A 14,773-nucleotide genomic window follows, 5' to 3' on the forward strand; every position below is an offset into this window, starting at 1 on the left:
ATCGCAGATAATCAGGTGATTGGGCTCCTTTTCGCTTCGTCAGGTGGAAAGGAGTTTTTCTTTTTGAGATATATTCTGTTGAAATTTTCTGATACGGTATACTTTTTATAATATTAGAACAGTAACTTTTTCTAACACTATAAACAGAATACACTATGGGTATTTTAACTTGGATTATCGTAGGTCTAGTAGCCGGAGCTATCGCTAAGGCGTTGCATCCGGGTAAAGATCCGGGCGGTTTTATTGTAACGATTTTGATAGGAATAGCAGGGGCTGTCGTTGGAGGCTGGATATCGTCGCTTCTGGGATTTGGAACTGTTGACGGTTTCAATATCGGAAGTCTCTTTATAGCTATTCTGGGAGCAGTGCTTCTATTATTCTTATATAGAAAGTTTAGTACAAAAGCTTAATCTGTTTTAATAAAATGGAGAGGGAATGAGGTCGTAATCTTATTTCCTCTCCATTTTATTTGCTATTTTTGACAAATTCCGGGAAGAATTTATATCAACAATCTGACTACTATGAAGCTGGTGAATAATATGACTGTCTGGTTTTTAAAGCGGCGCTTTGAAAGGATCGAGCAGTTTATGAATAACCCCATTGAAACCCAGCAACGTATATTTTCCGAACTTATCGAAACGGCGCGATATACCGAATGGGGATCAAAATATAATTATGGTCAAATAAAATCCATCAAGGAATTTCAGGAGCAGGTTCCTGTTTCTTCTTATGAGGAGTTATATCCTTACATTGAACGCGTTTTGAAAGGGGAGCCAAATGTGCTTTGGCCTTCTCAGATCGAATGGTTTTCAAAATCTTCGGGTACTACAAATGCCAGAAGTAAATTTTTGCCTGTTTCTCCGGAGGCATTGGAAGAATGTCATTACGAGGGAGGAAAGGATATGATGACGCTTTTGATTCATAACCGTCCCGAAACGCGCGTTTTTGATGGAAAAGGACTTTCAATTGGGGGTACTTTACATGCTAATCCGTTTGATGATTATACGCAGGTTGGCGACGTTTCGGCGGTGATCATGCAAAATCTTCCTGCCTGGGGAGAATTTATGCGCACTCCGCCTTTGGAAGTCGCTCTGATGGACCATTGGGAAAGCAAGCTGGAAAAGATGGCAAATATCTGTTCTCAGGAAAATGTGACCAGCATTCTTGGCGTACCAACGTGGACAATCGTTTTGCTGGATCAGATTTTAGAATTGACGGGGAAAAGTAATATGCTGGAAGTCTGGCCGGATTTTGAGGTGTTTGTTCACGGAGCCGTTTCCTTTGAGCCTTACCGTGATTTGTTTACACAAAAATATTTCCCGTCCGAGCAGGTAACTTACCTTGAAACTTACAGTGCCTCGGAGGGCTTTTTTGCCATTCAGGACGATCTTTCCAAAGTAGGAGAAATGCTGCTTATGCTGGATTATGGAATTTTTTACGAATTTCTTCCTGTGGAAGAGGTAGGGAAACCACATCCACGAGCGCTGTTACTTGATGAAGTTGAGGTGGGTAAAAATTATGCGCTGGTGATTTCTACCAATGCTGGTTTGTGGCGTTATCTGATCGGGGATACTGTTAAATTTACTTCGAAATACCCCTTCCGATTGAAGGTGAGTGGAAGGACGAAACATTTTATCAATGCTTTTGGCGAAGAAGTTATTGTTGAAAATGCCGATCATGCCATAAAAGTAGCATCTCAGAAGACAGATTCGTTGGTAGCCAATTATACAGCCGGTCCGGTGTATATGGGCGATGGCTCTCGAGGTCGACACGAGTGGGTGATCGAATTTACAAGAGAACCGGCGAGTCAGGAAGAATTTATCCGGATACTTGATGAAACATTGCGCGAAGTCAATTCAGATTACGATGCAAAAAGATATAAGGATATGGCGTTGCTGTCGCCCTTGGTACATTTTGCGCCGGCCAATACCTTTTACAACTGGATGGCAAAACGAAAGAAACTTGGTGGGCAAAATAAGGTTCCGAGACTGAGCAACGATCGCGTTTACTTGGAAGATTTGCTGGGGCAGTCGGCTTTCGGCAGTCAGCAATCGTCTTCTGACGTAAGCCATTTATAAAAATATTAAAATAAATCCTCCATAAAAAGCGGATATCCGGCCGACGGTCGAAAGCTACATCATGATTCCCAAGTATCTCAAAATAAAAGGTTTATATTCTTATCAGTCTGAACAGGAAATTCAGTTCGACGCGTTAACTGATGCGTCGTTGTTTGGTATTTTTGGAGCTGTCGGAAGTGGAAAATCTTCAATTTTAGAGGCGATAACCTTTGCGCTTTACGGCGATACGGAAAGATTAAATCGCTCAGGTGATGATCGGACGTATAATATGATGAACCTGCGCTCAGACGATTTGCTGATTGATTTTGAATGTATCGCAGGAAAAACAGCTGACCTTTACCGGTTCACGGTAAAAGGCAAGAGAAACAGCAAGAATTTTAAGGAAGTAAAAACTTTTGAAAGGAAAGCCTATAAATGGGTGGATGATGCCTGGAGTCCGCTTCCGGACGAAGAAAATGCAGAGAAAATTATCGGATTAAGTTATGATAATTTTCGCCGTACTATTATTATTCCGCAGGGACGGTTCCAGGAATTCATTGAACTGAAAGATGCTGAGCGTACCCGGATGATGAAAGAACTTTTCCAACTCGAAAAGTATGATCTGAGCCGGAAAGTGGGAACGCTTAGCAAGCAAAATGATCTGGAACTTTCTAATCTGGATGGACAGCTGATGAGCCTGGGCGAAGTGACGCCGGAAATGGTTGCCGGCGAGGAAGTGAAACGTGACGAAATCCGGTTACAGATTAAATCTGTTGCAGACGAACTTTTGATGCAAACAGAATTAGACAATCAGTTTCAGAAATTAAAACTGGTTGCAGAAAAATTACAGCTTCTGACAAATCAGATATCTTTGCTGGAATCGCAGAAACCGGATATGAAACTTCGGGAAGAAATGCTTCGGGTTTTCGAGATCTGTTCCCTGCATTTTAAAGCGTTACTTGAAAAGAAAAAGTCGTTAAGCATAGGAATTGAGCGTGATAAGCTGACGTTTGATAAAAATTCTATAAGAACCCGGGATTTAGATTCTCTTCTTGTTCAGCAAAGGGAAATTTTAACGAAAATTCAGCCACAATATGAAAAGCGTCAGGAGCTTCTGGACACGGCTGAGGAACTGGAAAAAGTAATTCAAATTATTGAAAGCAAAGCGTCTCTTGAAAAAAATAAGGCTACACTTTTAAGAGGGGAAGCAAGGCTCCAGGAAAAAGAAAATGCGATTGAATTATTAAAAAAGCAAAAACAGCAAAAGGAAGAAGAGAATGATAAAAAGAAGGCTGGCCAATCTGATATTCAGGAGCTGAGTCAGGTAAACGCCTGGTTTACTAACTTTTCCAATTTAAGTGAATCGAGATCAAATATTAAAAAGGAGGCGGAAGATTTAAAGGCTGAAATAGAAAAGCAGCAAGGTGCCCTGCATATCAGGACAAAGGGTGCAAACGAGATTTTTTCATTAAATATTCAACCGGAGGCAAGTCTTGAAATGATTCAAAATATCGTTTCCGAATATTTGCTAATCAACGAAAGGGAAAGTGAAAATCTTAATAAACAACTAGTTTCTGCGAAAACGAAACTGGCTTTGCAGCAATATGCCAATAGCCTCGAACCCGGCGAGCCATGTCCGCTTTGCGGGTCGGAGCATCACCCGGCGGTGCTTCATTCAGACGATATGGTTTTCCAGGAGATTAGATCAATTGAAGATCAGCGCAGTGTTTTAAATAAATTAGAGCAGCAAATCCGTCAGTTTCAATCTCCGGTTGAACGAATTTTTAATCAGATCGATAATCTGGAAAAACAGAAAAGCACGATCAAACTGCGATGGGCTGAAAATAAAGAACGCTTGGAAGCACACGAAAAAGCTTTTGTCTGGACGAAATTTGATAAAAATAACCGGGAAGCCTTCGATAAACATTTTGAAGAGGTTGTCCGGATTCAGGCTGAGATTAAAGATTCAGAGGCGGCAATCAAGCTGATTGCCCAGCAAATTGAAACTGAAACCAAGGAAAAGGCTGAAAAGATAGAATTACCGCTGCAAAATTTGCGAAACGAGATTCTTCGGATTGACAACACGATTACAACTTTATCAGGTCAGCTTGAAAAGGTAGATCTTCGCGAATTTAACGATCAGGCTAACGAATCGATTTCAGGAAAAATACAGTTGCTGGAAAAACAGTACCGGGAATTAAATCTGCTGTTTGAGCAAACCGAAAAGCAGTTGGATACTCTGGAAAAAGAAAAGGATACAATTGCCGGAAGCCAGAATATTTTACAGGAAACGCTGGACCGAAGTCGTCAGGAATTATCGTTAGCGCAGGCCGAGCTAGCTAAACAATTGAGCTTTTATCAGTTTGAGTCAGAAGATTGGGTTAACGAAATGCTTCAAAAACCAATACTTATTGACGTCGAACGAAAATCAATTGAAAGCTTCAAGAATACCCTCAATAATGCATTGAGAGATCTCGAATTATTACAAAAGGAACATTCGGCAGAAGTATATGATCCTGAAAAACATGCGGTTGTCACGATCAAGAAAGATGAACTTACGTCGGATTTAAACAACAAGCGGAAGGAAGAAGGACGTCTGGACGGCTTATTGTTAAAAATGGCACAGGATCTGGCGAAAAAGGCGCAGCTTCTTAAAGAAAAAACTCGTCTGCAATTGCGGAAAGAACATTTGGACGATCTTGCCAAATTATTTCGTTCAAGCGGGTTTGTGGATTATGCGTCAAGTATTTATCTGCAAAACCTTATCCATGCCGCGAACGAGCGTTTCCATCAGATGACACATCAGCAGCTGCATCTGGAACTTGGCGAGGGAAATAGTTTTTGGGTAAGAGATTTGCTGAACGGCGGGCATATGCGATTATTGAAAACGCTTTCCGGGGGGCAAAAATTTCAGGCAGCGCTTTCACTGGCTCTTGCTCTGGCTGATCATATCCACGTGCGCAATGAGTCAAAGCATAACTTCTTTTTCCTGGACGAAGGTTTTGGTTCGCTCGACAAGAATTCTTTACAAACTGTTTTTGATACATTGAAATCTCTTCGGAAAGAAAACCGGATTGTTGGAATCATCAGCCATGTGGAAGATCTGCAGCAGGAAATCCAGACGTATCTTCGAATTATTGAAAGCGAAGAAGGAAGCAAAATTATGAAGAGCTGGATGTAGGAATTGTCAAAACTTAACTGGTATCTTTATAGCACGTTATCAAGATAATTTCCCCTAACAACATGCTATTTGAGGATTTTTACCATTCATTCGAACGACGAATCGAATCTTTTCTTGCGTCCGGATATTGGTTATGGAAACTAGTTGCGCTTTCTGTATTTCTTTCTCTTTTCCTTGCTTTTCCTCCTTACACACTGCTAATCGGTCATCTCAGTGAACATGGGATGAAACTGGATGCCTGGGTTTTTGTACAAAATCAGAGCGCCGATCTTTTTCATCCCAAGGACATGGATTACGATGTACGGCGTGAGAACATGATCTTTCGCTGGGTTCTGCCAGCTCTGTCGTTTATAACAGGGCATAATATCGTGCTTATCGTCCTGCTTCAATCGATACTGGGAGTTTTCTTTATCTATAAAATTGGTCAATGGCTCTATGCCGTTTCGAAAGATAAAATAGCAACCTTTCTTTTTGTTCTTGCCATTGCAAACACATTTGTTTGTGTCTGGACATTCGCAGATATTTATGGTTATGGTGATGGCTTTGCCTATTTCTTTCTTTTGACTGCACTTTTTAGCCGAAATCCATTAGTTACATTTTTCGCTTTGCAGGGTGCTTTTTTCACTGACGAACGGGCAGTGATCGCAGGAGGTTATTTATTGCTTTTTCATATTGTAAGAAACGCATTTGATAAGAATGATTTTGGTTTGCCTGCGATGGTTAAAAATGCATTTTCCGGCACAAGTTTGATTGTTTGGGTGGCTTGGGTCATTTACTTTGCGATTAGGTTTTATGTACAAAAGGAATATTTTCCGAACCATAGCTACTCCACTTTAGGAACCCCGGTGTTATTTGCTGACGCACACAGGCATGGCTTAGGAAGTAGTATGTGGACAGCGTTCGAAGGGATGTGGATATTGATGGGGGCGGCGATTTTATCGCTCATACTTCGACAACATTATTTGTTAATATTGGCGTTAACTTTTGGCTTCGTAATTTTAGTTGCGTCAGGAATTTATGTGCATGATATTGACCGGGCATTATCATACGGATTTCCGTTTTTGCTTCTTTCTATGTACATACTTTTTCAGACAGCTTCGCTAAGGTCTATTAGGGTAATTTTATTTTTTACGGCAATAGTCTGTGTTAGTCATCCCATGATTTATTATATGGGTTACAACAGAGTGTTATGGCTGGAACCGTTTCCGTTAAAAATATTTATGCTCCTGGACCATTGGAAGCACTGGAATCTGTTCAATTAATTATAAATTACATTTGATAACTAACTTGACGGGTCATAAAAATTATTATATTTTATTTATGACTTTGACATATAAGGATTTCAATTCATTACACACTGTATCACATTATAAAATTTAACCCGCCCGTATGCCAAAATTATTACAATTAGACACTTTTCAGTCTGATGCCGGAAATCTGACTGTATTTGAAAAACTTATTCCAGGTACTATTAAAAGAGTTTTTTACATCTATGGAGCTACGGATTCAAGCCGCGGCGGACATCGGCATCATAAATCCTGGAATGCTCTGATATGCCTCCACGGGAGCTGCCACATTTATAATAATGACGGTTTACTCAAAGAGAATTTTATTCTGGATAATCCAAAAACATGCCTCATCCTTGAACCAAAAGACTGGCATATAATGGACTCATTTTCACACGACTGTATTTTGCTGGTATTGTCAAATGAGTATTATGACAGGGCAGACTATATTGATCAACCTTATTTAATGCAACCGCAACAAGTAGCTTTATGATTCCGTTTCTGGATTTAAATCAAATCAATAAACCTTATATACAGGCTATTGAAGAGGCTTCATTACGCGTGTTGCGTTCTGGTTGGTATATTTTAGGAAACGAGTTGAAATCATTTGAAACCGCTTTCGCTCGTTATTGTCAGGCAAAATATTGTATCGGCGTAGCCAATGGACTGGATGCCATAGGGCTTATTCTTCGCGCTTATGATTTTCCGGAAGGCAGTGAAATCATCGTGCCGGGCAATACGTATATAGCATCAGTGTTACCTGTAAGTTACTTAAATCTTAGACCGGTTTTTGTTGAGCCGGATCTTTGTTCTATGCTGATCGATCCTTCAAAAATCGAAGAGAAAATCACCTCTGATACAAAAGCGATCCTATGTGTTGATCTCTACGGCCGAAGCTGTGAGATGAAAGAAATTTTGTCTCTGGCTAAGAAATATAATCTGAAAGTAATAACAGATGCTGCCCAGGCGCACGGAGCACTTTATGACGGTCAAAAAGTAGGAAGCATAGCGGATGCAACTGCTTTCAGCTTTTATCCAACCAAGAATCTTGGAGCATTGGGCGATGCCGGAGCAGTTACAACAAATGATCCGGATTTGGCCGAGCGAATTATTTATCTGCGTAATTACGGTTCGAAAGAAAGATATAAAAATGAATTTCAGGGAATCAATAGTCGATTGGACGAGATTCAGGCAGCGATTTTGAAGGTTAAGTTACCATTCCTGGAAACAGAAAATGAAAGACGCAGAAGTATTGCGCGACGCTATCTGGCAGAAATTAAATTAAACGATCTGATCTTACCTCCCGGTGATAGGATCAATTTTGATGCCTGGCATTTGTTTGTGGTAAGACATCCGGATCGGGGTACCTTTATCGAGTTTCTGGATAAAATGGGAATTCAGACCAATGTTCATTATCCATTGCCAATTCATAAGCAGAAAGCCTATGCGGAAATAAATCATTATCATTTTCCAATTACGGAGGAAATACATCGGCAGGTGGTCAGTTTGCCATTGAATCCGGTATTGACAGAAGAGGAAGTGACGTACATTATTGAGGCAGTCAACCAGTACCAGCAATGAAATTATCAGTTGTCATTCCGGTTTACAACAGCGAAGCAAATATTGTTTCGCTGATACATAAGTTGCAGGTGGCTTTACATGCGATTTCTTTTGAAATTGTGTTGGTTAATGATGGAAGCAGGGATCGGTCCGAAAAGATTTGTACTGAACTGGCAAAGGATTTTGATAACGTGCGTTTTATCTCATTACGCAGAAATTATGGCGAGTTTAATGCCGTTATGTGTGGCTTGAACTGGACGAAGGGAGAGTTTTGTGTTATGATAGATGACGACTTCCAAAACCCGCCTGAAGAAATTTTGAAGTTGGTAGAAACGGCTGAGCGAGGTGATTTTGATGTCGTTTACACGTACTACTCGAAAAAAGAACATGCTGTTTACAGAAATTTGGGTAGTCGGCTTGTAAACTGGATTACCACCTATTCGATCAAGAAACCGAAAGATTTATATCTGTCAAGTTTTAAATTAATCCGTAGTGAAGTTGTCGAAGAGATCATAAAATACCAGGGCCCTTATCCTTATATCGACGGTTTAATTTTTCGCATCACCAAAAATATTGGAACAGTTCAGGTTCTGCATCAAAAGAGAGAGGAAGGTAAATCCAACTACACCTGGCGGAAATTAATTTCACTTTTTCTTAACATTTTGTTTTGCTATTCTTCCTTGCCGATCAGACTTTTTATGCCTATCGGGGTTAGCCTATTCGGACTCGGTTTCTTACTTCTTGCGTTTTTCTTCGTGCAATGGATCATCGGCCCAGACCCGAAAGGTTGGCAGGTTGTGACTGCGGCAATGATTTTTATCGGGGGGATTCAGTGCACCTTATTAAGTGTTCTGGGTGAATATATCGGGAAAAGTTTCATGGCTCAAAGCGGGCAACCTCAGTATGTCATCAAATACAACAGCGGTAAAGATTTATGATTGATAACCGGGAAGAATACAAAAGCATGTTTGAGGTAGAGCAAAAACTCTGGTGGTATCAGATTTTGCACGAACGTGTTATTTATCAAATCAGAAAGCAGTTTGGAAAGGATCGGAAAATCTCGATTTTAGATGCTGCCTGTGGAACCGGAGGACTTTTGTCATTCTTGAAGCAACAAGGTTTTCAAAATTTAAGCGGCTTTGATTATTCGCAATATGCGATCGAATTTTCCAAGGAAAGAAATCTTGACGTAAGTTTCGGTGATTTGAAAAATGTTGACGATTTTAGAAAGAATGAGCGCTATGATGTGATCTGCTGTAATGATGCGTTGTATTTTCTTGACGATCAACAGATCGTTAATGCTTTAACGATTTTTAAAGCACGTCTTAATCCAAATGGATTAATCTTAATCAATATTCATGCACATGAAGCTTTTTCCGGCACGCACGATGTCGCTGTAGGAAGTTCAAGAAGATTTGTATTGAGCGACTTTACTGCCTACGCAAAAACAGCGGGACTGAAAATTTCTTACAATACCTACTGGCCATTCTTCCTTTCAATACCCATTTGGATTGTCAGGAAATGGCAGCGTCGTCAGATGCGATCGGGGAAAATAAATGCAGCGGATCTGCATTCGGATGTAAATTATCCGGGAGATTTTATCAATGGAATTCTAAAAACCATTACCACGATGGAAGGGATATTCCTGCCTTCCGCTCCGTTTGGAAGTTCTTTGTTTATGGTTTTGAAATAAAATTATATTTCACTTCTCCACTTTTATCGGACAGTATACCCGTGACCATACCCAGACTGCTGGCCATTAATCCATAAATCAGCGGTGGATATTCGGTTTTCATCCAAACGGATGTGAGCCATACGCCAAGGCCTGCGACCATCGACAAAATGCAACCCAACTGATTGGCTCTTTTCCAGTATAAGCCGCATGCGAGAGGAATAAACAGACAGACAAGACTGAACGCCGAGGATTCTGCCACAAGTTCGAAAATGCTTTCGCGAGTCGACGCCATGAAAATGCAGATGGCCGTGATGAAAACGATCCCTAGCCGGATAATGCTTAACAGTTGTTTGTCGCTAAGCTCAGGTCTGAAAAATTTGATAACATTTTCACCCAAAACCGCCGCAGGTGCCATGATTGCGCTACTTGTCGTGCTAAGTATCGCGGATACCAATGCGCCGAAAAACAATATCTGTAGGGGCAATCCGGTATGCAGTAAAATCATATTTGGGATAATCATTTGCGGATCATCTTTTCCGAGTTCCGGATAAAGATGATGGCCGCAAAGTCCGATAAATAATGGCAGCAATGCAATTGTTAAATACATGAAAGAAGATAACAACGTCGATTTTACGGAAACGTCCGCTGACTTGGCTGACATCACACGCTGGAAAACATCTTGCTGAGGAATAGAGCCAAGTCCGATCGTTATCCATGCGGCGAAATATTCGACAGAGTCTTTAAACGTAAACTGCGGATATGCTCTGAAAAAATCTTTTGGAGCCGCTTCAATCAGCGGAGAAAACCCTCCGACTTCAAGATATAACACAATAGCTACAATCAAGAGACCGATAATGATCATGATCGTTTGCACAAAATCGGTAATTGAAATAGACCACATTCCGCCCCATATCGTATAGAGTATGACGACGACGGAACTGAGCAGGATACAGTCCGTCAACGGCCATCCCAGAACAACTTTCAGTACAATACCCATTGCGAGGAGCTGCGCAGCAATCCAGCTGAAATAAGAAGGAATAATTAATAAGGCAGAAAGTAATTCCGCAGGGCGGCCGTATCTTATCCTGAAAAAATCACAGAAAGTGATGATTTTCATTTTATAAAACTTGCGTGCAAAAAATATTCCCACCAGAAAAAGACATAATGCAGCACCAAAAGGATCTTCAATAATTCCTAAAACTCCGTGTTCGATAAATTCAGTTGGCGCTCCCATAATCGTTTCCGAGCCAAACCACGTCGCGAAGGTGGCGGACGCCGCGAGAAATAAAGGAAGTCTTCTGCCGGCTAACACAAAATCCGTTGTGGTGGTAATTCGCCGGGATGCCCAGAGACCTATTCCCAGATTTAAAAGCAGGTAAGCGATGATGGCAGCAGCAAGCATGTTGGAAAAGATCAGAAAGTTTACGGCAATTTTATAAGCAAAAGTATGCAGCCAGCCGATTTTACAATTTTTTATTAATAAAAATTTCGAAAATAGGGTATTTTATATCGGATTTCGCATCGTTTACTTATATATTGACTTAATTACTACTATGATCCGGCGTTTTATCTTATCAATTCTTCTTATCAGTTTCTCCTTTTTTTCTCAGGCACAGCAGCAAGTCGCCAACAATCCGGAGCGGATTAAATGGTTTCAGGATCTGGGTTTTGGTATGTTTATTCACTGGAATGTGGATGTTTCGCTTGGTGCTGTGATCAGCCATTCGCTGGCCGGCGCTTCCGATGAATATGTTGACAGATACATTAAAGAACTTCCGAGTTTTTTCAACCCAAAGAAATTTGATCCGGACGAGTGGGCGACTCTGGCTCGTTTGGCAGGAATGAAATATGTGGTTTTTACAACGAAACATCATTCAGGATTTTGCATGTTCGATACAAAATCGACACCGTTTAACGTGATGAATACGCCATTTAAGCGGGACGTGACAAAGGAAATTATTGATGCTTTTCGTAAACAGGGCATCGCGATCGGGATTTATTTTTCTCCTGAAGATTTTCTGTTTTTTCATCAAAATAACATCCCACTTGGTAGGCTGCAAAATGAGAAACAGTTTCCAATGAACAATCCGAAATTAATGGATTATGATAAGCAGCAGGTGAAAGAATTATTGACCAATTATGGAAAAATCGATATCATGTTCTTTGACGGTCCGGGTGACGGGTTGCGTGAATATGCGTGGAGCATTAATCCGGATCTGGTCATTACACGTGATGCAATGAACACACCCGAACAAAATATTCCTGATAAGGCGTCTCCGCGTCCTTGGGAGGCATGTTATACAATGGGCACAGACTGGCAATATAAGCCGACAAACGATCCGCATAAATCCGGAACGGAAATCATTGATATGCTTATAGAAATCCGTGCGAAAGGTGGAAATTTCCTTTTAAATGTTGGTCCGAAACCGAATGGAGAAATTCAGATTGAACAAGAAAGCTTGTTGCGGGAGATCGCGCTTTGGAATTTTGCAAACCGAGAGTCAATCTATGCTGTAAAGCCGTTACCGGTTATCCGCGACAAAAATATCTGGTTTACACAGTCTAATGACGAAAAATTCATTTATGCTTTTGTGACAAGAGATAAGCCGTCTGACTGGAAATATGGCGAACGTCGTGATTTTTTATTGCCTATGATTGAAGGAAATACGAAAACGAAAGTTAGCATTTTGGGTTACAAAAGTGAACTGGTAGAGTATGTGAACAACTTTGACGCTTCTGTAAAGGTTTCGCCAACGCCAATAGGTCTGGCTGTAAGTGCTGTTAACGGGCAGCGTTTTTATACCAACCGCCAGTGGCCGAACACGGTAGTTTTGAAAATAGAAAATGCCAGATTTAAACCGCCTGTCGAAGTTAAAACTTCCAAGTCAGGAATTGATGGTGCCAAGTAATTGAAAATTGTATTAGGTTTTAAAAAACAGAAGAGCTGGACACTACAAAGCGTCCAGCTCTTCTGTTTTTATTCTGATTCCGATCAACGCGGACCGCGAGAACGCTCGTTATGTCCATACCGGTTATTTCTCTGCTTGTTGTAATATTTATAGCTGCGGCGGTCATTTCGATATCTCCGAGGACTATCACGATAAATCACTCTCGGAGGCGGTGTTGGCCTTACAATAATAGGACGTGGCGGATGATGGTATCTGTATCCGTAACCATAATTATCGTGATAAGGCGCTCTTGAATGATACACACAAGACGACACACTCATGGCTGCTATAATCAACACAATATATAAACTTGCAATTCTGATCTTCTTCATGGTTCGTTTGTTTATGTTGTTATCTATATAACGACAGTCTGACAAATTATTACCCTTAACGTCCGGAGAAGACAAAAGCTAATCGGACAGTTTTTGAGTTATCCACACATGTTAATAACATCAAATGTCCGTTTATAGTTGCACAGAGAGGCTTTTAATGACGATATCCACAAGTTATCCACATAATCGATGTGGATAACTTGTGGATATCTTTTTTGTGAATATTTGTTAAGCCTCTACATCGTAGATTACAACTTTCTCCCAAAGGTGTGCGCACTCTTCAACGAATTTTTTATGAAGCGGGTGAACCTGATACACATCGTGACCGGCTTCATCGTCAAAAATAAGAATTTCCGCAAAGTCATAAGTTGCGTCAATCACGGGTCTGCGCGTTGAAGCAGGGGGGCCGATATAAACCGACTTGATCGACTCGATAGCTTCCAGCGACTTTATACCGGCAAGAAGTGCGGCCTTTGCTTCTTCGTTTTCTTTATCTTTAAGCCAAAAAAATACGTTGTGTACGAACATGTTTTATTAATTATAGTTGGTAATTATTTATAAACTTGCCTGAGAAGTTAAAGATTCCTCATTTTCAGGATGAGCGCCCTGAAATACTTTTTCCAATTTAAACGTGAACGTTGTGCCCTTATCCGGTTTGGACATTACTGCGATTTTTGTTCCATGCGCATTGATAATATGTTTTACAATCGCAAGTCCTAAACCAGTGCCGCCGCGTTCTTTTGAACGGCTTTTATCCACACGGTAAAACCTTTCAAAGATACGCGTTAAGTGTTCCGGTGGTATGCCCGGTCCATTATCACGGACCGAAATTTCAACATATTTTTTTCCTGAATTAAAATGAACGATGACTTTTCCTCCGTCATTTCCATATTTGATAGCATTTTCAATCAGGTTTAGCATAACCTGCTGCATTCTATCCTGATCAGCCTTCACCCATACTTCGGAAAGATCGTCCGGTTTTACCTTTAAAGTAACATTCCGGTCTTCTGCAATATTTTCAAGCCGGCCAAAAATGTTAAGGCTCAATTGTAAAATGTCTACTGCTTCAATATTCATTTTAATATCGCCCGTTTCCATTTGCGAAAGTACGAGCAGATCTTTTACGAGAACATCGAGGCTGTCCAGATTTCTCGCCGCTTTTTTCAAAAACCGCTCACGGACATTTTCATCTTCCATCGCACCGTCGAGTAGTGTATGAATAAAACCTTGTGCGGCAAAAATCGGTGTTTTAAATTCGTGGGAAACGTCTGCGAGAAATTCTCTTCTGAACAATTCCAGTTTTTTCAATTCGTCTATTTCCTTTTGTTTTTTGGTCACATAAACGAAAATCTCATCATTAAGGGTTTTCAGCGGGTTCGATTCACGGATCAGGCGCTTGCGTGGAACCATGTTGAAATCCTTCATTTTAAGTTTGTGAATAGTCCGGTACATTTTATTCACTTCCCGGAAAACGATGATATCAATGGTATAAAGCACCAGAAAGAAGCTTGAAACGAAGCAGGCAATCGCGACGACGAAAAGCATACTTCGATCGACACCTTCCACAAAAGCTAAAAAGGTTGTTGTGATAAGGGAGATAAGTAATGCTAATATCAGGGCAATGAAACGGGGACTCAGCGACATAAGGAAAATAGACTTTTGTACTTCAATAAAAAGTTAAAGTTAACATTCTCAAAGGAATGAATCCAGATTTGCTGACGGGATCATGCTGAA

The 14,773-nt window shown here is 40.7% G+C and carries 13 protein-coding genes; 9 read left to right on the forward strand and 4 right to left on the reverse strand.

What is annotated here, in order from left to right; all coding sequences use genetic code 11:
- Nucleotides 1-155: 155 nt before the first annotated feature.
- From BMY70_RS17700 to BMY70_RS17735, 8 genes are all read left to right on the forward strand, one after another.
- Nucleotides 156-410: a GlsB/YeaQ/YmgE family stress response membrane protein gene (locus tag BMY70_RS17700; RefSeq protein WP_090337480.1), complete on the forward strand. Its 255-nt coding sequence runs from the start codon at nt 156-158 to the stop codon at nt 408-410.
- Nucleotides 411-521: 111 nt separating this feature from the next.
- Nucleotides 522-2,078, forward strand: a complete 1,557-nt coding sequence (locus tag BMY70_RS17705) for a GH3 auxin-responsive promoter family protein (RefSeq protein WP_090337482.1) — start codon at nt 522-524, stop codon at nt 2,076-2,078.
- Between the two features lie 61 nt (nt 2,079-2,139).
- Nucleotides 2,140-5,238, forward strand: coding sequence for an SbcC/MukB-like Walker B domain-containing protein (locus tag BMY70_RS17710; protein ID WP_090337484.1), 3,099 nt, complete (start codon nt 2,140-2,142; stop codon nt 5,236-5,238).
- Between the two features lie 62 nt (nt 5,239-5,300).
- The gene (locus tag BMY70_RS17715) at nt 5,301-6,500 is read left to right on the forward strand and encodes a hypothetical protein (RefSeq protein ID WP_090337486.1); all 1,200 of its coding nucleotides are present in this window, start codon (nt 5,301-5,303) and stop codon (nt 6,498-6,500) included.
- A gap of 127 nt (nt 6,501-6,627) precedes the next feature.
- Nucleotides 6,628-7,017, forward strand: a complete 390-nt coding sequence (locus BMY70_RS17720; protein ID WP_090337487.1) for a sugar 3,4-ketoisomerase — start codon at nt 6,628-6,630, stop codon at nt 7,015-7,017.
- Entirely contained in the window at nt 7,014-8,105 is a 1,092-nt protein-coding gene (locus BMY70_RS17725; protein WP_090337489.1) for a DegT/DnrJ/EryC1/StrS family aminotransferase, read from the forward strand. Before BMY70_RS17720 ends, BMY70_RS17725 begins: the two co-directional genes overlap by 4 nt.
- Nucleotides 8,102-9,022 carry a glycosyltransferase family 2 protein gene (locus tag BMY70_RS17730; RefSeq protein ID WP_090337491.1) on the forward strand — a complete coding sequence of 307 codons (921 nt, stop codon included), beginning with the start codon at nt 8,102-8,104 and terminating at the stop codon, nt 9,020-9,022. Before BMY70_RS17725 ends, BMY70_RS17730 begins: the two co-directional genes overlap by 4 nt.
- Nucleotides 9,019-9,777, forward strand: a complete 759-nt coding sequence (locus tag BMY70_RS17735; RefSeq protein ID WP_090337493.1) for a class I SAM-dependent methyltransferase — start codon at nt 9,019-9,021, stop codon at nt 9,775-9,777. The genes BMY70_RS17730 and BMY70_RS17735 overlap by 4 nt, the downstream gene beginning before the upstream one ends.
- Here BMY70_RS17735 and BMY70_RS17740 read toward each other — a convergent pair.
- On the reverse strand, nt 9,761-11,161 hold the full coding sequence (locus BMY70_RS17740) for a high affinity choline transporter 1 (RefSeq protein ID WP_090337495.1): 1,401 nt from the start codon (nt 11,159-11,161) through the stop codon (nt 9,761-9,763). The two genes, BMY70_RS17735 and BMY70_RS17740, sit on opposite strands and share 17 nt — an antisense overlap.
- A gap of 151 nt (nt 11,162-11,312) precedes the next feature.
- Here BMY70_RS17740 and BMY70_RS17745 point away from each other — a divergent pair, with 151 nt between their 5' ends.
- Nucleotides 11,313-12,668 (forward strand): alpha-L-fucosidase, encoded by a 1,356-nt coding sequence (locus BMY70_RS17745; RefSeq protein ID WP_090337496.1) that lies wholly within the window; start codon nt 11,313-11,315, stop codon nt 12,666-12,668.
- Between the two features lie 83 nt (nt 12,669-12,751).
- On the opposite strand, the gene BMY70_RS30695 is transcribed toward BMY70_RS17745, so the two are convergent.
- From BMY70_RS30695 to BMY70_RS17755, 3 genes are all read right to left on the reverse strand, one after another.
- Nucleotides 12,752-13,039, reverse strand: coding sequence for a hypothetical protein (locus tag BMY70_RS30695; RefSeq protein ID WP_143072117.1), 288 nt, complete (start codon nt 13,037-13,039; stop codon nt 12,752-12,754).
- A gap of 228 nt (nt 13,040-13,267) precedes the next feature.
- On the reverse strand, nt 13,268-13,567 hold the full coding sequence (locus BMY70_RS17750) for a Dabb family protein (RefSeq protein ID WP_090337498.1): 300 nt from the start codon (nt 13,565-13,567) through the stop codon (nt 13,268-13,270).
- A gap of 27 nt (nt 13,568-13,594) precedes the next feature.
- Nucleotides 13,595-14,683: a sensor histidine kinase gene (locus BMY70_RS17755; RefSeq protein ID WP_090337500.1), complete on the reverse strand. Its 1,089-nt coding sequence runs from the start codon at nt 14,681-14,683 to the stop codon at nt 13,595-13,597.
- Nucleotides 14,684-14,773 lie beyond the last annotated feature (90 nt).

The organism is Dyadobacter koreensis (assembly GCF_900108855.1).
Lineage (GTDB): Bacteria > Bacteroidota > Bacteroidia > Cytophagales > Spirosomataceae > Dyadobacter > Dyadobacter koreensis.